At 60.6% G+C, this 18,627-nt stretch carries 19 protein-coding genes; 3 read left to right on the top strand and 16 right to left on the bottom strand.

The annotated features are described in order from the left end of the window. Positions 1-5 precede the first annotated feature (5 nt). The 8 genes from K0P33_RS22655 to minC form a co-directional block, all read right to left on the bottom strand. The gene (locus tag K0P33_RS22655; protein WP_094951469.1) at positions 6-1,352 is read right to left on the bottom strand and encodes an amidohydrolase; all 1,347 of its coding nucleotides are present in this window, start codon (positions 1,350-1,352) and stop codon (positions 6-8) included. Positions 1,353-1,368: 16 nt separating this feature from the next. Continuing rightward, positions 1,369-3,534 (bottom strand): mechanosensitive ion channel domain-containing protein, encoded by a 2,166-nt coding sequence (locus tag K0P33_RS22650; RefSeq protein ID WP_094951468.1) that lies wholly within the window; start codon positions 3,532-3,534, stop codon positions 1,369-1,371. Between the two features lie 72 nt (positions 3,535-3,606). Then, complete coding sequence (locus K0P33_RS22645; RefSeq protein ID WP_176462949.1) at positions 3,607-3,783, bottom strand: hypothetical protein; 177 nt, start codon at positions 3,781-3,783, stop codon at positions 3,607-3,609. 183 nt (positions 3,784-3,966) lie between these two features. Beyond that, entirely contained in the window at positions 3,967-5,256 is a 1,290-nt protein-coding gene (locus K0P33_RS22640; protein WP_094951467.1) for a M18 family aminopeptidase, read from the bottom strand. A gap of 196 nt (positions 5,257-5,452) precedes the next feature. Beyond that, positions 5,453-6,088: an RluA family pseudouridine synthase gene (locus K0P33_RS22635; protein ID WP_003192838.1), complete on the bottom strand. Its 636-nt coding sequence runs from the start codon at positions 6,086-6,088 to the stop codon at positions 5,453-5,455. Between the two features lie 96 nt (positions 6,089-6,184). Beyond that, a complete protein-coding gene (gene minE / locus K0P33_RS22630) occupies positions 6,185-6,439 on the bottom strand; it encodes a cell division topological specificity factor MinE (RefSeq protein WP_003175252.1) in 255 nt (84 codons plus the stop codon). Positions 6,440-6,442: 3 nt separating this feature from the next. Next, entirely contained in the window at positions 6,443-7,255 is an 813-nt protein-coding gene (gene minD / locus K0P33_RS22625) for a septum site-determining protein MinD (protein WP_057011745.1), read from the bottom strand. 200 nt (positions 7,256-7,455) lie between these two features. Continuing rightward, positions 7,456-8,193, bottom strand: coding sequence for a septum site-determining protein MinC (gene minC / locus K0P33_RS22620; RefSeq protein ID WP_094951465.1), 738 nt, complete (start codon positions 8,191-8,193; stop codon positions 7,456-7,458). A gap of 118 nt (positions 8,194-8,311) precedes the next feature. On the opposite strand from minC, the gene K0P33_RS22615 reads away from it, so the two are divergent. After that, complete coding sequence (locus K0P33_RS22615) at positions 8,312-9,247, top strand: lipid A biosynthesis lauroyl acyltransferase (protein ID WP_094951464.1); 936 nt, start codon at positions 8,312-8,314, stop codon at positions 9,245-9,247. A gap of 30 nt (positions 9,248-9,277) precedes the next feature. Beyond that, positions 9,278-10,426, top strand: coding sequence for a patatin-like phospholipase family protein (locus tag K0P33_RS22610; protein WP_094951463.1), 1,149 nt, complete (start codon positions 9,278-9,280; stop codon positions 10,424-10,426). 110 nt (positions 10,427-10,536) lie between these two features. Here K0P33_RS22610 and K0P33_RS22605 read toward each other — a convergent pair whose 3' ends face one another. From K0P33_RS22605 to puuE, 8 genes are all read right to left on the bottom strand, one after another. Continuing rightward, positions 10,537-11,322, bottom strand: a complete 786-nt coding sequence (locus K0P33_RS22605) for an outer membrane protein OmpK (RefSeq protein ID WP_094951462.1) — start codon at positions 11,320-11,322, stop codon at positions 10,537-10,539. Positions 11,323-11,337: 15 nt separating this feature from the next. Then, positions 11,338-11,715, bottom strand: a complete 378-nt coding sequence (locus tag K0P33_RS22600) for a hypothetical protein (RefSeq protein WP_242151542.1) — start codon at positions 11,713-11,715, stop codon at positions 11,338-11,340. Positions 11,716-11,762: 47 nt separating this feature from the next. After that, the gene (locus tag K0P33_RS22595) at positions 11,763-13,106 is read right to left on the bottom strand and encodes a nucleobase:cation symporter-2 family protein (protein ID WP_242151539.1); all 1,344 of its coding nucleotides are present in this window, start codon (positions 13,104-13,106) and stop codon (positions 11,763-11,765) included. A gap of 194 nt (positions 13,107-13,300) precedes the next feature. After that, positions 13,301-14,593: a urate hydroxylase PuuD gene (locus tag K0P33_RS22590; protein ID WP_242151536.1), complete on the bottom strand. Its 1,293-nt coding sequence runs from the start codon at positions 14,591-14,593 to the stop codon at positions 13,301-13,303. A 51-nt stretch (positions 14,594-14,644) separates the two neighbouring features. Then, positions 14,645-15,148 carry an ureidoglycolate lyase gene (locus K0P33_RS22585; protein ID WP_094951459.1) on the bottom strand — a complete coding sequence of 168 codons (504 nt, stop codon included), beginning with the start codon at positions 15,146-15,148 and terminating at the stop codon, positions 14,645-14,647. A 124-nt stretch (positions 15,149-15,272) separates the two neighbouring features. Further along, entirely contained in the window at positions 15,273-16,268 is a 996-nt protein-coding gene (alc, locus tag K0P33_RS22580; protein WP_242151534.1) for an allantoicase, read from the bottom strand. A 78-nt stretch (positions 16,269-16,346) separates the two neighbouring features. Then, entirely contained in the window at positions 16,347-16,862 is a 516-nt protein-coding gene (gene uraD, locus K0P33_RS22575; RefSeq protein ID WP_242151531.1) for a 2-oxo-4-hydroxy-4-carboxy-5-ureidoimidazoline decarboxylase, read from the bottom strand. Then, entirely contained in the window at positions 16,859-17,785 is a 927-nt protein-coding gene (gene puuE, locus K0P33_RS22570) for an allantoinase PuuE (protein ID WP_094951456.1), read from the bottom strand. The genes uraD and puuE overlap by 4 nt, the downstream gene beginning before the upstream one ends. Positions 17,786-18,174: 389 nt before the next feature. Here puuE and uraH point away from each other — a divergent pair, with 389 nt between their 5' ends. After that, positions 18,175-18,528, top strand: coding sequence for a hydroxyisourate hydrolase (gene uraH, locus K0P33_RS22565; RefSeq protein WP_094951455.1), 354 nt, complete (start codon positions 18,175-18,177; stop codon positions 18,526-18,528). The last annotated feature ends 99 nt before the right edge of the window (positions 18,529-18,627 follow it).

Here is an 18,627-nt window from a genome sequence, read left to right as displayed (position 1 = left end):
AAGCGTTATTGCGGTGGGTGGGTATAGAGATAATCCGTCGCCAACGACGCCAACGTCCTGACCCCCACCACCAACGCCGACTCATCCACAAAGAAGCCCGGATTGTGATTCGGTGCCGCCTTGCTCATCTCCTGATCCCTCGGCGTCACCCCCAGGAACACAAACAGCCCCGGCGCTTCCTTGGCGTAAAACGAGAAGTCTTCGGCACCGCCGACCAGCGGCCCCTGCACCACATCATCCTTGGCCGCCCAACGCAGGCTTGGCAGCATTTTCTCTGTCAGCGCCGGGTTGTTGATGGTCGGGTCGTACTTCTCGATGATGGTGACTTCGGCCTTGGCACCGCCACTTTCAGCGATTTTCTCCACGGTCTGGCGCACGTCCGCGTGCAGTTTCTGGCGGATGCCGTAGTCGTAGGAGCGGATGGTGCCGGTCATATCCACCGATTCGGGGATGATGTTGTAGCGGGTGCCGCCGTTGATGGTGCCGATGCTCACCACCGACGGGAATGACGAAATGTCGGTGCGGCGGCTGACCACGGTCTGCAGGCCGACAATGGTTTGTGCGCCCACGGTGATCGGATCGATGCCGTCCCAAGGGCGGCCGGCGTGGGTCTGTTTGCCGAGGATCTTGATGCGCAGGTCATCGGAGCTGGCCAGGGTCGGGCCCGGACGGTAGGCGATCTGCCCGGCGGGGACACCGGCCCACACGTGCAGGCCGAACACCGCGTCCGGCTTGGGCGCTTTCATCACGCCTTCCTGCACCATCATCTTCGCGCCCCAGGTGTTCTTACCGTCGGGGACAAAGTCGCTCGGGCCTTCTTCGGCCGGTTGGAAGTAAAACACCACGGTGCCGGGCAAGCGGTCGCGCATGCCGGTGAGGATTTTCGCCGTGCTCAGTAGGATGGCGGTGTGGGCGTCGTGGCCGCAGGCGTGCATCACGTCGACCTCTTTGCCCAAGTAGGTGCCTTTGGCTTTGGAGGCGAAGGGCAGGTCGGCGACTTCCTTGACCGGCAATGCATCCATATCCGCACGCAAGGCGACGGTCGGGCCGGGCAGGGCGCCCTTCAAGATGGCGACGACGCCGGTGCGGGCCACGCCGGTTTTGACTTCAAGGCCCAGGTCGCGCAGTTGCTTGGCGACCAATTCGGCGGTGCGGGTTTCGGTGTTGCCCAGTTCAGGGTGGGCGTGGATATCGCGGCGGGTTTCCAGCAGGGCCGGTTCAAGGATTTTGGCCTGGGCGGCGATTTCCTCCCGGGCACTGTCCTGGCCGCTGCTGGCGGCTATGACCACCCCGCTGGCGGCGCCGCACAGCAAGCCCAAAACCCATTGGTGTGTCAGACCGTTTAAACGCATAAGCACCTCTCCCTAATTATTGTTGTGGATCTTTCTCCAGCACGGAGCCTGCGGTCACTACCTGCACGCTCAGGCGCGGCGTCGCCAGGTCCAGCCCGGCCTCATCCAGATGGCGCTTGAGCGACAGGTTGAATGCCCGCGAGACTTCCCACTGCTTGATCGGCGCGGTCTTGAACCGCGCCCGCAGAATCGCGCTGCCGGACTCAAAGCTTTCCACGCCCTGAATCTCCAGCGGTGACCAGATGTTGCGGCGTTGCAGTGGGTCGTTGCGCATTTTCTGGCCGACGTCGCGCATCAACTTGATGGCGTCGTCGATTTCCATGTTGTAGGGGATCGCCACCCGGAAGATCGCGTAGCCGAACTCCCGCGAGTAGTTCTTGATACTTTTGATTTCGCTGAACGGAATGGTGTGCACGATGCCGTCGATGTCGCGCAGGCGCACGGTGCGGATGGTCAGGCCTTCGACGGTGCCGAGGTGGCCGCCGACGTCCACGTAATCATCAATCGCCAGGGAGTCTTCGATGATGATGAACAGGCCGGTGATCAAGTCGGCCACCAGCGACTGCGCACCAAAACCGATGGCGATACCGATCACACCGGCACCGGCCAGCAGTGGCGTGACGTTCATGCCCATGTTCGCCAGGGCCACGATGGCGGCGATGATAAAGATGGTCACGAACAGCACGTTGCGGATCAACGGCATCATCGTCTGCGCACGCGCATTCGCCATGCCTTTGCGCGAGCGGGTCAGGGCATGGTGGATCGCGGTGTCGCTGAGGATCCAGATTAGCCAGGCAAACAGCAGCGTGCCGCCCAGGCCGAACAGCTTGACGCTGACTTCATGGCCGTCACCTTCGGTGAAGCGAATCATCGACAGCCCCCAAACCCGCAGGCCCAGCTCGATAAACACCAGCCACACCACCAGATGGATCAAGGTGTAAACGAAGCTTTTCAGGCGGTCGGAGTACAGCGCATGGCGTTTGTGCCCGCGCTGTGGCTTGAGTGCATGGCGGCGCACCAGGCCGTTGATCACCATGCACAACACCAGCAACACCGTGCACAACAATGATTGGCGCAGCGCCGTGCTGGTGTCGCCGGCCGACAGGAAGGTGGCGAACAGCGAGATGCCCACCAGTAACAGCGCCGGCAAGTACCAGAAGGTGCCGATGATCGAAAGGGTATCGGTGAGGGCGCGGCGGGTAAGGCGGCGCGACAGCGGCTGGTTGCGGATCAGGTGCGCGATCGGACGGCGGAAACGCAGGATAAACACGCCGGTGGACAGCGCGGCCATCACATTGGCGACCGTCGCGGCGGTATGGGCAAGGTGTTGGCCGAGTGCCGCGATCAGTCTTGGGTCGCTCAAGGCTTCACCAAACGCGGCAAAACTGCCGATCCACCACAGTGGGCGGAAGGCTTGGCGGCGCAGGATGTACAGCGCGCGGTGGCGATGCGGGCCATCGAGCACGGAGAAGGCAATCACGCAGATGGCCGAGAAACAGGTGCCGACCACCAGCGCATAGGCCAGCACCATCGCCAGGGACTTACCCAGGGACGAAGGCAAGGCGTAGCTCAGGTACACCGTGATCACCAGGGCGATCAACCAAGGGCCCAGTTTGCGCAGGGCGAAACGCAGCATGTCCCAGGTGCGCGGGTGTTGCGGCAGTTCCTCGGGCAGGCCGAACCGTTCGCGCACGCGGTGGCTGAGCCAGATCAGCGCGGCGGCCAGCAGGCTCCACAAGGCCAGGATCACGGCAAAGCCGAAAATGATCGGCAACCATTCGCGTGCTGGCAGCATCAGGGCGCTGAGTTCGTCCTTGGCCAGGTCGACTTCATTGGACCAGCGTTGCACCGGGCTGTCGGCGCCGGAGAACTGCTGCTCAAGGTCGGACAGCGTACTGCCGATCAAACCAAGCACGCCTTGTTCGGCGGCCGGTTGGGCTTTTTGCGTGGCTTCGCGCAGCTTTTTCAGGTCGCTCAGCAGTTGAGTACGCTGCTTGTCGTTTTCCAAGGTTTTGATCACCTCGTCCAGCGACTGCCCCAGCGGCACGTCGGCCTGGGGTTGGGTCTTGGTGGTGCTGCCGAGCAGGCCGGGCAAGCCCGCGGCGTGGGCAGGCGTGAGCGGCAGCAGCATCAGCAGGGCGAACAGGCAGTAGCAGGGCAGAGCAAACAGACGGGAGAGCACGAGGCGGTCAACCTTGAAAACGACGAATTGACCGAGTGTACGAGGCCGCTATGCCCAATGCGAGTGCATTTGTCATTCCGCCAGTTTGGCGAGGATTTTGTACACCACGGTGCCCAGGATCAACAGCATGCCGACCCACATGCCAAACACGCCCACAGGTTTGTCACGAAAGTTGAAACCGGTCGCGAGCAGGATCATGCCGATGATGATGGGAATGAGCATGGTGTGGAAAGAGGACATGGAGATCATGGTGCGACGGCCTTGTCGGAGTGGGAATACTGACAAGTCTAGGTCGAATTGCGAGAAGTGGAGTTGATGTGAGTCAGATAGCGTTGGGTGTCAGTGAAATTGTCATCGCGGGCAGGCCCGCTCCCACAGGAAAATGCATTCCAAAGTGGGAGCGGGCTTGCCCGCGATGGCCGCGACTCGGTCTCAGGGCAGATCGCGACTCGCATAGAACGCGCCCAACACCTTCACCAAATGCGCCAGGTCATGGCTGCCGCACAGCTCACGGATGGAGTGCATGGCAAACGTCGGCAGGCCGATGTCCACGGTGCGCACGCCCAGGTGGCTGGCGGTGATCGGGCCGATGGTCGAGCCGCAGCCCATGTCGCTGCGCACCACGAAGCTCTGTACCGGCACTTCCTGGGCCATGCACAGGTGGCGGAAGAAGCCGGCGGTTTCGCTGTTGGTGGCGTAACGCTGGTTGCTGTTGACCTTGATCACCGGGCCAGCGTTGAGTTTCGGGCCGTGGTTGGCGTCGTGTTTCTCGGCGTAGTTGGGGTGCACGCCGTGGGCATTGTCCGCCGACACCAACAGTGATTTCTGAATGGTACGTACGAATTCGTCACCTTCGGGCAACAGGCGGCGCAGGGTCTGTTCCAGCATCGGGCCATCGGCGCCGCACGCCGAGCAAGAGCCGACTTCTTCGTGGTCGTTGCACACCAGCACGCAGGTTTCGTCGGTTTCGCTGGTGAGCAAGGCTTGCAGGCCGGCGTAGCACGACAGCAGGTTATCGAGGCGCGCACCGGCGATGAAGTCGCCATTGAGGCCGATCACCGCAGCGCTTTGGGTGTCGTAGAAGCTCAGCTCGTAGTCGAGCACCACATCCGCGTTCAGCCCGTGCTCCCTTGCCAGCTGCTCGGTGAGCACGGCGCGGAAGTCCACGCGTTCGTCACCGGCAAATTGCGCGAGGATCGGCGGCAGTTCGGTCTGCGCATTGATCGCCCAACCCTGGTTGGCTTCACGGTTCAGGTGAATGGCCAGGTTGGGGATGATGGCGATGGGCAGCTTGAAGTCGATCAGTTGGCTTTCGACCTTGCCGTCGCGGCGGAAGGTCACGCGGCCGGCCAGCGACAGGTCGCGGTCGAACCACGGCGCCAGCAGTGCGCCGCCGTAGACTTCCACACCTAACTGCCAGAAACCCTGGCGCTGCAGCTCCGGCTGGGGCTTGACGCGCAGGCACGGGCTGTCGGTGTGGGCGCCGACCAGGCGAATGCCGCCTTGCAGCGGTGAGTGGCGGCCGAGCTTGAAGGCGATGATCGAGGAGTCGTTACGGGTGACGTAATAGCGCCCGTTGGCCTCGGTGGTCCAGGTTTCGCGCTCGTCGAGACGCTGGTAACCCGCGGCTTCCAGGCGCTGGGCGAGGGCGGCAGTGGCATGAAAAGGAGTAGGGGAGGCCTTGAGGAAGTCGATCAGGCCTTGATTCAACGCTTCGCGCATAAATAGCTCCAGACAGCAATGCGCGGAGTTTACCGTATTGGCTCCACATTTGAAGTGAAGCTGCGTTGTTGAGAACTACACAAGGCTAATGTGGGCGCTGGCTTGCCTGCGATAGCGGCCCATCTGTGCCAAATGTATTGGCTGATACACCGCTATCGCAGGCAAGCCGGCTCCCACATTTGACCGTGTTCGCAGCTTAAAAGGGCGCGGGGCACTCGAAGCGAAGCCGTTCGCCACTCTGCGGATGCGTGAAGCTCAACATGCTCGCATGCAGGCACAAACGCGGCCAGGCGGCCAAGGCTTGTTCGTGGGCGTACAGGCCATCACCGAGTAACGGGTGGCCGATCGACAACATGTGCACGCGCAACTGGTGCGAACGCCCGGTGATCGGCGTCAGCTCGACGCGGCACCAGTCGCCGCAACGTTCCAGCACTTTCCAGAAAGTCAGCGCGTGTTTGCCGAATTCGTGGTCGACCACGTGGCGTGGCTTGGTCGGCGGGTCGTAGCGCAGGGGCAGGTCGATGCTGCCGCTGTCCAGTGCCGGCTGGCCCCAGGCCAGGGCGGTGTAGGCCTTTTCGGTTTCGCGGTCATGAAACTGGCGCGACAGTTCGCGGTGGGTATCGGCGTCCCGCGCGAGCAGGATGATGCCCGAGGTTTCCCAGTCCAGGCGATGGACAATGCGGGCTTCGGGGTAGCCGTTTTCCTGCAGACGGGTGATCAGGCAATCCTTGTTGTCATCGGCGCGGCCGGGCACCGAGAGCAACAGGGTCGGCTTGTTCACCACCAGGACAGCGTCGTCCTGATGCAAGATATGGATATTGGACAGCGGCATTAAACAGCCTCGTAACAAACGCCAACGGCGGCTCGCTCACCCGGTCCCATAAAAGGGATCAAGGTGCCCGAGCCGCCGTGGCGACCGCCTGTTCGATCAACGATCAGGCAGGGTGATATTGAGTTCCAGGATCGAGCAGCTGCCGTCATTTTCCAGGGCGACATGCACGTCATCGTTGCCGATATTGACGTACTTGCGGATCACCTCGACCAGTTCCTTCTGCAAGGCTGGCAGGTAGTCCGGCGTGCTGCGTTGGCCGCGTTCGTGCGCCACGATGATCTGTAGACGCTCTTTCGCTACCGACGCGGTACTTGGCTTTTTGTTGGCGCGAAAGAAGTCGAGAAATTTCATTGTTTAGTTGCCTCCAAAGATACGCTCGAAGAATCCCTTCTTCTTAACATCGAGGAAGCGATGTTCCACGGTCTTGCCCAGCAAGCGATCGACGGCATCGCTGTACGCCTGGCCGGCGTCGCTCTGGTCGTCAAGAATCACCGGTACGCCTTGGTTGGAAGCCTTCAGCACGGCCTGGGATTCCGGGATCACGCCCAGCAGGGTCACTGCGAGGATTTCTTTCACGTCTTCAACGCCAAGCATTTCGCCGTTGCTGACGCGCTCCGGGTTGTAACGGGTCAGCAGCAGGTGTTCCTTGATCGGGTCCTGGCCGTCTTCGGCGCGCTTGGATTTGCTGGCCAGCAGGCCGAGCATACGGTCCGAGTCACGTACCGAAGACACTTCCGGGTTGGTCACAACGATCGCTTCATCGGCGAAGTACATTGCCAAGTGAGCACCGGTTTCGATGCCGGCCGGGGAGTCGCACACCACGTACTCGAAGGTTTCTTTCAGCTCGGCGAGTACTTTGCCTACGCCTTCTTTGGTCAGCGCATCTTTGTCGCGCGTCTGGCTGGCGGCCAATACATACAGGTTCTCAAGGCGCTTGTCCTTGATCAGGGCCTGTTGCAGGTTGGCTTCACCGTTGACCACGTTGACGAAGTCATACACCACGCGGCGTTCGCAGCCCATGATGAGGTCGAGGTTACGCAAACCGACGTCGAAGTCGACGATGACTGTCTTGTGGCCGCGCAGAGCGAGGCCGGTACCGATAGCGGCGCTGGTGGTGGTCTTACCCACACCACCCTTGCCGGATGTAACCACGAGAATCTTGGCCAAGGTGTTTCACCCCTAAGGAAAAAGGACTTTTCGGTCCCTGAAAAACATCTCTTGGAACTCGCCGCAGGCGGACAGCCTTTGTAGGAAAAAGATGTGGTTTCCACGGGGGAACGCCAACTTCCAAATAGTCCTACGCAAGTCTTGCCGGTTTCGCTTTGCTATCAGAGTCTAGAGATGCTTGGAAAATGCGGCAGTATCCGTTAAAGACGGATGATGTTCAACACATCGCCCGACAGGCTGACTTGTACCCCGGCCCCCCACAGCGGATCACGGCGCAAATCTTCTGAAACCTTGTACTGGCCTGCGATGGACACTAGTTCAGCGGTCAACTGCTGGCAAAAAATACGGGCCTTGGTATCACCCTTGATGCCGGCGAGGGCACGTCCGCGCATCGGGCCGTATACATGGATGTTGCCATCGGCGAGAAGTTCCGCGCCCGGGCTTACCGGAGCGATCACCACCAGGTCGCCGCCCTGGGCGTAAATTTGCTGCCCGCCGCGTACGGGGGAGGTGATGATTTTTGTAGGCTTGATCATCGGTTCCGGCGGCTTTTCCGGTTTTTTCTTCACTTCACCTTCGGTCGGATCGAGCGGACGCTCGCGTGCACCGGACGGCGGCAGTACTGGCAGTTCAATGGCGATTGCGGCAGCGATGTCTTCGATACGGCTGGCGCGAATCGCCAGGGTGCGCAAACCATGGGAGCGGCAGACGCGCATCAGGCCGGGCAAATCAATCACACCCTGGCCAGCCGGGAGTTTGTCCAGGGCCAGCACCAGCGGGGCATTGTTGAAAAAATTCGGCGCCAAGGCGACCTTGGCGGCCAGTTGGCGGTCCAGGGCGTCGAGGTCATTGCGGGCCAGTTCCAGCACGGTGATGGCGAGCATGCTGCCTTTCAGCTGGAACACGGGATCTTGGTCTAGCGGTTCGGTTTGGCTCATGGTCGGCGAAAGCGGCTTGTCACGAAAAGTGTCGAGACTTATAACGAGAACATCCACGGGCCGCAAGCCGAGTCGAACCGTTGTAGAATGCGCGGCCCTGTCTTTACCGGAATCTGTAATGGATCGCCCGCGTTTTCGAGCTGTATTTCTTCACCCGCGTTTCTGGCTGCTATGGCTGGGCCTCGGCCTGCTGTGGCTGATTACTCAGTTGCCGTACCGCGCGCTGTTGACCATTGGTCGCGTGCTTGGCGCGGGCATGTACCGCGTGGCTGGCGAACGCCGCCGCATCGCCGCGCGCAACCTGGAACTGTGCTTCCCCGAAAAATCCGCCAAGGAGCGTAAGAAGCTGCTCAAGGAAAACTTTGCCTCCACCGGCATCGCCTTCTTTGAAATGGCCATGAGCTGGTGGTGGTCGCGTCAACGCCTGGCGCGCCTGGCCCATGTCGAAGGGCTTGAGCACCTCAAGCAGGCGCAGTTGGATGGCAAGGGCGTGATCCTTATGGCGCTGCACTTCACCACCCTGGAAATCGGCGCGGCCCTGCTCGGGCAGAAACACACCATCGATGGCATGTACCGCGAACACGGCAACCCGTTGTTCGACTTCGTCCAGCGCCGTGGCCGCGAGCGGCATAACCTCGACTCCCTGGCCATCGAGCGCGAAGACGTGCGCGGCATGCTCAAGCTGCTGCGCGCCGGCCGCGCCATCTGGTACGCGCCGGACCAGGACTACGGCGCCAAGCAGAGCATTTTTGTGCCGCTGTTCGGCATCCAGGCCGCCACCGTGACCGCCACCAGCAAGTTTGCGCGCCTGGGCAAGGCGTTGGTGGTGCCGTTCACCCAGGAGCGCCTGGCCGATGGCAGCGGTTACCGGCTGGTGATCCACCCGCCGTTGACCGACTTCCCCGGCGAAACCGATGAGATCGACTGCCTGCGCATCAACCAGTGGGTCGAAGCCTCGGTACGCGAATGCCCCGAGCAATACTTGTGGACCCACCGGCGCTTCAAGAGCCGGCCACCGGGCGAGGCTAAGCTGTACGAGAAACGCCGCCGATAAGCCTTACTTTTCTGCACATGGAGTGACGCAATGCGCCCAGCTGAACCGGTCACAGGCTTGATTCTTTCCGGCGGCGGGGCGCGAGCGGCGTATCAGGTGGGGGTGTTAGCAGCGATTGCCGAGCTGCTGCCGCCAGGGGCACCGAATCCATTTCCGGTGATTGTCGGCACCTCGGCGGGGGCGATCAATGCGGTGAGCCTGGCCAGCGGGGCCACCGACTTCACGGCCGCCATCCAACGTCTCACGGCGTTCTGGCAGGGCTTTCGCAGCCACTTGGTGCTGCGCAGCGACTGGCCCGGTGTGATCCGCCAGGCCAGTCGTTTCACCTTCCACAGCCTGCTGGGTATCGGCGCCCAGGTGCCGGTGGCGTTGCTCGACAGCACGCCGTTGCGCGCGCTGCTCAACGACAAGCTGAACCTGGACGGCATCGATGTCGCCATCCGCAACAAACACCTGCATGCGGTCGCCGTCACCGCCTTTGGCTACGAGTCCGGGCACGCGGTGACGTTCTATCAGGGTGGCGGCACCATCGATGCTTGGCTGCGCCATCGACGTATCGGCATGCCCACCCAACTGACGGTTGAACACTTGCTGGCCAGCTCGGCAATTCCCTTGCTGTTTGCCCCGGTCAAACTCGACCAGGAGTACTTCGGCGATGGCGCAGTGCGCCAATCCGCGCCGATCAGCCCGGCCCTGCACCTGGGCGCAAGCCGCGTGCTGGTGGTGGGCGTGAGCGGTAACCCTCGGGGCAATGAGCCGGCAGCGCAACGCACGTTTACCGGCCAGCAACCGACCCTGGCGCAGATCGGTGGGCACATGCTCAACAGTACGTTCATTGACAGCCTGGAAAGCGACATCGAATTGCTCGAGCGTCTCAACCAGTTCAGTCATGTGTTGCCGGCGGATGCGGCGATACAGGGCTTGGCGCCGGTGGAAGTGCTGGTGATTGCGCCGAGTCAGCCGATCGATGAAATCGCCGCGCGTCATCGCCAGGAACTACCGGCGGCGTTGCGCCTGTTCTTGCGCGGGCCGGGAGCGACCAAAACCAGCGGGGCAGGGGTGCTGAGTTACTTGCTGTTCGAGGCGGGGTATTGCAGCGAGTTGATTGAGTTGGGCAGGAAAGATGCGTTGGCCAAGCGCGAGGAGTTGTCGAGGTTCCTGGGCTTGTCGTCGATCTAAAAGTGTGGGAGCTGGCTTGCCTGCGATAGCGGTGTGTCAGCCAATATAGTTGGCACAGATATAACGCTGTCGCAGGCAAGCCCACTCCCACAGGGGTATTGCCGTGTCTGTTAGAAGTGGTACTTCACCAGGAAGCTCGCCGTGTCCTGGTTAGTCTTGAACGCACCGGAATCTTCAATCCCGTACTTGTTCTTCCAGTAGTCGTATTCAAAACCCACATACAACTGCTTCTCGCCCCAGTGCAGCGCCTTGCCCAGGTCATATTTGACCTGCGGGTTGAAGTGCAGGTTGGCGTGGTAAGTGCCACGGGCGTTCTTATCGTTATCCACCACCCAGTCCATGAAGCCGTCGATCAGCACGTTGGAGTTGCCCACGGGAATGGTGTACGACCAGACCGGGGTGATCTGCCAGACGCCGTCACCCGGGCGATTGCCTTCGGTCTGGCGCTGGTAGAAGTTCAACTGGAAGTAGTCGAAACCCGGGATGTTCAAGTCAAAGCCCGGGCCCAGTAGGTACGACTCGTTATCGCCTTCGCCGAACTCGTAAGTGAAGGCCAGCAACACATCTTTGATCGGGCCGAATGACAGGTCTTTGTCGAAAATCTTGCCGAACGACAAACGCGGGCTGATCTCACCGTAGTAAGTACTCGGGCCGACGTTGCCATCTTCCTTGCCGTTGTAAAAGATGCGGTCGACAAACAGGAAGTTGTCGCCGTACTTCCAGGCATCGGCATGTTCGAAGGTGACGGTTTGCTGGATCTGCGGGTTGACGGTGAAGTTCTTGCCCCACAGGTACGTCAGGCTGTTGGTCTGCCACTGCAACAAATCGCCGGCCATGGCTTGGCCGCCGGCCAGCAGGGATCCCGCCAACATCAGGCCTTTCAACATAGGTTTCATTCGGTTGCTCCCGAGTCAAAGTTTTATGGTTGTTTTTCTACGCAGGCGCTCTGGTGTGGCGCCTTTTGGTTCGCTGCAAAAATCGTCTGTTTGGTCAGCTTTAATGCTTTTAGCAAGAGCTGCGCCAAGGTGTTTAAAAAGCCAATAAAACGCCTTCGGCTGCACTTGATGCAGTCGAATACGCAGGTTCTTTTGTGCACGTTGGCCGCAGACACGGGGCCAGGATAAGTTGGCCCTGCAGTCAGCTTTTACATTCGCTGTTTTTTTTTGAGTCGATTTGAGCGGGCGCGGAGAATACTGGCTCCCAGGCCTTGGCTCAAGTGCGCTGTTACAGAGCGCGTGGGGCAAGAATGGGGCGCGGCTTGTGGCCAGCCCCAGGTGAAGGGTGTGCATGGTGTTGTTCTCTGTTCGTTATTATTTTTGTTTGGAGCAGGAACGCATCAGTGTGTAGGGGCGACGACGGGGCGTTCAGCACCGCCGAGGATGTTGAACAGTACATTCAGCGACAACGCGCTGAGCGTGGCCATGGCAATCCCACTGTGGGTAATCGGGCTCATCCATAAGGGCAACTGCGCGAAGAACTCCGGACGCACCACCGGGATCAGCCCCATGCCAATGCTCACCGCCACCAGCAACTGGTTACGGCGGTCGGCGATGTCGGCTTCCTGCAGGATCTTGATCCCGGTCGCCGCGACCATGCCGAACATGGCAATCGCTGCGCCGCCGAGTACCGCCGGCGGAATCGAGGCGACCAAATACGCCGCCTTGGGCAACAGGCTGAGCACAATCAAAAACGCTCCGGCCATGATCGTCACCGAGCGGCAACGCACGCCGGTCATCTGCACCAAGCCGATATTTTGTGCGAACGAGGAGTGGGTAAAGGTGTTGAAGACACCGGCAAAGAACGACGCGCCGGCATCACACAGCAAGCCACGGCGCAGCATCTTCGGCGTGACCTCCTGGCCGGTGATTTTGCCCAGGGCGAGGAACATGCCGGTGGACTCGACGAAGATGATCACGACCACCAGGCACATCGACAGGATCGGCGCCAATTCGAACTTAGGCATGCCGAAGTGCAGCGGTGTGACCACCTGCACCCATGGCGCCTGGGCCAGGCCGCTGAGGTCGACCATGCCGAGCATGCCGCACAAACCGTAGCCGAGCGCCATGCCGATCAGTACCGAGATGTTCACCCAGAAGCCGCGCATGAAGCGGTTGATCAGCAGGATAGTGCCCAGTACCAGCGCGGCAATCGCCAGGTAAACCGGCGAGCCGAACGAGGCGGCGGCGCTGCCACCACCGGCCCAGTTCACGGCCACCGGGAACAGCGACAGGCCGATGGCAGTGATCACTGTGCCGGTCACCAGCGGCGGGAAAAAACGCACGACCTTGGACATGAACGGTGCGATCAACAGGCCGAAGAACCCGGCGGCGATGGTCGCGCCGAAAATCCCCTGCAAGCCGATGCCGGGCATCCCGGCCATGGCCACCATGCTGCCGACGGCGGCAAAACTGGCGCCCATCATCACCGGCATGCGAATGCCCACCGGGCCGATGCCGAACGACTGCACCATAGTCGCGACGCCAGCCACCAGCAGGTCGGCGTTGATCAGAAAGGCGATTTCTTCACGGCTCAGGCCTGCGGCCTGGCCAATAATCAGGGGCACGGCGACGGCGCCGCCGTACATCAGCAGGACGTGTTGCAGGCCGACCAGAATCAATTGCAAGAGGGGCAGCCGCACCATGGCGGGCGCGGCAGGAGTCTGCGTTTCTAACGGGGACATGCAACACCTCGGATCTTTTTATTTTTGTGTTGTTTGGCATTCAATTGCCATTTGGAACGCGATCTTTCAAACACTGCATAACCCCTGTGGGAGCGGGCTTGCTCGCGAATGCGGTAGTTCAGTCACTGATTGATTGAATGACACACCGCTTTCGCGAGCAAGCCCGCTCCCACATGGGGTTCTGTGTGAATCAGTTAATTTGTGCGGGCTCCTTGGTTGATCCAAGTACCTATCAAATCCCGTTCCTGCTGGGTCATCTGGGTGATGTTGCCCAGCGGCATGATCTGGCTGGCCACAGCCTGCGCCTGGATCCGTGGGGCCATTTGCTGGATCTGCTGCGGCGTATCAAACATCACGCCCGCCGGTGCCGTACTGAACAGCGGGCTGGTGGGCTTGGCCGAATGGCACACGGCGCAGCGTTCCTGGATGACCCCGTGCACCTTGTCGAAATCAATCGATGCCTGGGCAGGCGCAGGTGCCGCAGCAGGTGCTGCCGGGGCGGCTGGTTTCAGGCCGCCACCCAATGCGGTTTCCGGCAATGGTTGGTACTCGATGGCGGCAGGCGCCTTGGCCACATCTGGGGCAGTCGACACCGGTTTCGGGCCGGTCACGTACGCCAGGCAAATCATCGCCAACGCGCCAACCGGCAAGGTCCACGCATACTTCTGGCTGTTGTGCCGGGTGTTGAAGTAGTGCCGCACCAACACCGCCGCCACCGCGATCCCAGCCAGGATCAGCCAGTTGTATTGGCTGCCGTAGGTGCTCGGGAAGTGGTTGCTGATCATGATGAACAGCACCGGCAAGGTGAAGTAGTTGTTGTGGCGTGAACGCAGCAAGCCTTTGGCGGGCAGCGCCGGGTCCGGCGTGCGGTTCTCGGCGATGGCGGCCACCAGTGCGCGCTGGGCGGGCATGATGATGCGGAACACGTTACCGACCATGATGGTGCCGATCACTGCACCCACGTGCAGGTAAGCGCCACGGCCGCTGAACACTTTGCTGAAGCCGTACGCAGCGCCAATCAACAGCACGAACAGGATCAAACCGAGCAGGGCAGGGCGCTTGCCCAGGGCCGAATCGCACAGGAAGGAGTAGATGAACCAGCCGGCGAACAGCGAGCCGATGCCCAGCAAGACGCCTTCGGTGCCGCTGAGCGTGCTGCCGGGGGCGAGCAGGTACAGCGTCGGGTTGAGGTAGAACACCACGCACAGCAGCGCGACGCCCGACATCCAGGTGAAATAGGCCTCCCATTTGAACCAATGCAGGTTGTCCGGCATGGTCGGTGGGGCCAGTTTGTATTTTTCCAGGTGGTAGATACCGCCACCGTGGATCGCCCACAAGTCACCGGCCAGGCCGTCCTTGGGGTTGACGCGGTTGAGGTTGTTTTCCAGCCAGACGAAATAGAAGGAAGCGCCGATCCACGCGACGCCAGTGATCATGTGAACCCAGCGCACGCTAAGGTTCAGCCATTCCAACAGATGTGCTTCCACAGTCTTTACCTCTCGCCTGTCACCCTTGTTGTCGGGTGATCCGGCCTTCTCTTATTGGTGGGGGGCGAGGATCAACCGCTCATCCTCTTTGAAAAAATGCTCATCGCAGTTATTGCCGGTGCCACTGCGATCAACCACCAGGAAGTCATCCCGCTTTTCGATCGTCAGCACCGGGTGGTGCCAGACGCCGCGATGGTAATTAATGCCCTGCCTGCCGTTGGTGACGAAGGCGCGGACCAAGCCTGATACAGGTGCATCGCCAAGTGGCGCGACCACGATCAGAAAGGGGTTGCCGAGCAGCGGTATGAAAGCCTGGCTGCCCAGCGGGTGTCTCTCCAGCATGCACACGGTCAACGGCATGTCCTGCGCGTCGGCGCGGAAGATGCTGATGATCGCGTTGTCTTCAGGCTGTGCGGTTTCTACCGTTGCCAGCTTGTGAAAGCGCATGGTCGACCCGTTGTTGATCATGAAGTGATCGCTGCCATCGGTTTCGATAACGTCTCCGAAAGGCGCGAAGGCTTCTTTGGTCAGGGGTTCGATCATCAGTGTGCGCATGGCTGTCTTCTTAAGTTTTCGAATTTGATGTTGTCTGGTCTACCGCTATCGCGGGCAAGCCCGGCTCCCACATTTGACCGCGTACCCCTGTGGGAGCCGGGCTTGCCCGCGATTGGGCTCACCCTTATTTCGCGACCTTACCGAGAACCCGCAGGCGGCTCACACCACCGTCCGGGAATACGTTCAGGCGGATGTGGGTAATCGGCCCCAGTGCCTTGATCTGCTCGGCAAACGTGTGTTCGGCGTGCATTTCCAGTTTCTGTGCCGGCAGCAGTTCGCGCCAGAACAGCGATTGGGTTTCGATCTGGCTGTCGGTGCCGCCTTTAACGAACGCGCCCTGGATCGAGCAGGTGTCCGGGTAGTTACCCTTGAAGTGCAGGGTGTCGACGATGACTTTCTCGATCTCGCCTGGGTGCCCCAGTGCGACGATCACCCAGTCATTGCCTGGCGTGCGACGACGTGCGGTTTCCCAGCCGTCGCCCATGTTGATGCCACGGCCCGGGTTAAGGATGTTGCTCATGCGGCCAAAGTGTTCATCGGAGCAGGCCAGCGCGCGACCGCCGTTCAGGGCTGCTGCCAGGTCGACTTGTTCGTTGTCACCCACAGCCGACCAGTCACGGAACGGCACACCGTACACACGCAGACGGGCCACGCCGCCATCCGGGTAGATGTTGAAGCGCAGGTGGCTGAACGCCTGGGCATTGTTGATCTCGTGGTAGTGGTGGCTGTTGCCTTGCAGCTCAACGGCCGACAGCACTTCAACCCACTGGGTGTTGTCGTCAGGTTCGCCCGAGGCCAGGAAGCAGGCTTCCAGGGACGCCGACGGCGGGTAGTTGCCGGTGAAGAATGAAGTGTCGATGTCCACGCCTTTGATCGAACCGGGCACGCCCAGACGAATCACTGCGCTGTCGTAGCCTTCGAAGCGCTTGCGGCGCGACTCCCAGCCGTCCATCCACTTGCCGTTGTCATCGAAAACGCCCTCCTTCCACACAGCCGGGGTCGGCTGGAACAGGCGGTTGGCGTCAGCGAACCAGTCATCGGTCACCGAAATGATCTTGGTGCCCAGGCGGGCGTCGGCCAGGTTGACGAACTTCTCGAAAGGTACGGGTTGCGCTTTCATTCTTCTTGTCTGCCTTAGATTAAGTGGCTTGGGATGCTCGCCAGGCCCTGGGCGTCATGAGCGCTCGGGCCAGGTCTGCTAAAGGGTCAGTAATCGGAACAACGCGATTTTATTGATCTCGGCCAGCGCGCATTTGAACTCGGCGTCTGCCGAGTTGTGGATGCGCGTTTCGAACGCGGCGAGAATCTGATGCCGGTTGCTGCCTTTTACCGCCATGATGAAGGGAAACTTGAACTTGGCCTTGTAGGCGTCGTTCAGCTCAGTGAAGCGTGAGAACTCTTCACTCGTGCACTGGTGAATACCGGCGCCAGCTTGTTCATTGGTGCTGGCTTCGGTCAATTGGCCCTGGACGGCAGCTTTGCCAGCCAGGTCCGGGTGAGCGTTGATCAGCGCCAGCTGGCTGGCGTGATCGGCACTCAACAGGATATCGCTCATGCGCTGGTGCAGGGTTTCGATCTCATCGATCGAGCTGTCCTGGCCCAGGTCGAAGGCCTTTTCGGCCACCCATGGCGAATGTTCGTAGATGTCGGCAAAGGCGTTGACGAATGCGTCGCGGCTCAGGCTCGACGGTTTCAAGGTTTGGAACGCAGTCATTTCGCCGCTCCCGTGTACGGGTGGGTTTCGTGCCAGTGGCGGGCAATGTCGACGCGGCGGGTGAACCACACCTGTTCATGACCTTTGGCGTACTCGATAAAACGCTTCAGCGCGGCGAGGCGCGCCGGGCGGCCGATCAGGCGGCAATGCAGGCCGATCGAGAGCATCTTCGGTGCCTCGGCGCCTTCGGCATACAGCACGTCGAAGGCGTCCTTGAGGTATTCGAAAAAGTCATCGCCCTTGTTGAACCCCTGCACCTGGGTGAAGCGCATGTCGTTGGTGTCCAGGGTGTAGGGGATCACGAGGTGCGGCTTGCCGGTGGGGTTGTTGGGTTCCCAGTAGGGCAGGTCGTCGTCGTAGGTGTCGCAGTCGTAGAGAAAGCCGCCTTCCTCCATCACCAGCCGCCGCGTGTTGGGGCCGGTACGGCCGGTGTACCAGCCCAATGGGCGCTCGCCGGTCAGTTCGGTGAGGATGCGGATGGCTTCGAGCATGTGCTCGCGCTCCTGGGCCTCGTCCATGTACTGGTAGTCGATCCAGCGATAGCCGTGGCTGCAGATCTCATGGCCGGCGGCGACCATCGCGCGGATCACGTTCGGGTGGCGCTGGGCGGCCATGGCCACGGCGAAGATAGTCAGCGGAATGTCGAATTCTTTAAACAGCCTGAGGATGCGCCACACGCCGGCACGGCTGCCGTATTCGTACAGCGACTCCATGCTCATGTTGCGCTCGCCTTGCAGTGGCTGGGCCGAGACCATTTCCGATAGAAAGGCTTCGGACTCTTTGTCACCGTGCAAAATATTGCGCTCGCCGCCTTCTTCGTAGTTGAGTACGAAAGACAACGCGATGCGTGCCTTGCCCGGCCAGTGGGGGTGAGGAGGGTTACTGCCGTAACCGATCAGGTCGCGTGGGTAGTCAGCGCTCACTGCAGTCTTCCTTCTTGTTCGTGGTAGCAAGTGTGTGTGGCGGCCGGGCAGTGAAAAGACTGGGTGGCGTCACAGCGATGAGTGATTGTATACAACTTATCGGCAAGTTTGTAAGCCTGAATTTCTGCATTTTTTCGGCAGAGTACTGTGCATTTGGCTTAGCAAGAAACTTGCCCAACTGGTCAGCTAATGGACAAAAGGTCGTTTGAAAGCAAGGATTACCCGGTCATTGCCCTGCCGATTAACACAGTTGGGAGGATCGCTGAGTTTGTGATTTTTATTGTGTACAATTTTTTTAAAAAGTGTCTTAATCAGCCATCGCCGACTTTTTGATGCCCTGAAAAAGTGCGGTCTTCTTATTTACTGACTTCGGGAGGCGCGCAGACGCCATGGGACGCTTGACCACACACGTTTTGGACGCCGCACACGGCTGCCCCGGCAGCGCAATCACGGTTGAGCTGTACCGCGTCGAAGGCGCGCAGCTGGAGCTGGTTGCCAGCGCCATCACCAACAGCGACGGCCGTTGCGATGCGCCGCTGCTACAAGGCGATGACTACCGCAGCGGCGTGTACCAACTGCAATTCAGCGCCGGCGACTACTACCGTGCGCGGGGGGTGCAGTTGCCTGCACCTGCGTTCCTCGACGTGGTGGTGCTGCGCTTCGGCATCAGTGCCGAACAGGATCACTACCATGTGCCGCTGCTGATTTCGCCTTACAGCTACTCCACCTATCGCGGTAGCTGAGCGTCACCTCGCTTCATACCCCCAAAGCTCTTCGTTGGTTTTTCGCCCGCCCACACTGCGGGCTTTTTTTTGGCGCGCGGTTGGGCCGCGCAGGGTTCT

The sequence above is a fragment of the Pseudomonas sp. ArH3a genome, assembly GCF_022648765.1.
Classification (GTDB): domain Bacteria; phylum Pseudomonadota; class Gammaproteobacteria; order Pseudomonadales; family Pseudomonadaceae; genus Aquipseudomonas.
Note: the sequence above shows the minus strand (reverse complement) of the source record. Positions and strands in the feature narration are given on the sequence as shown.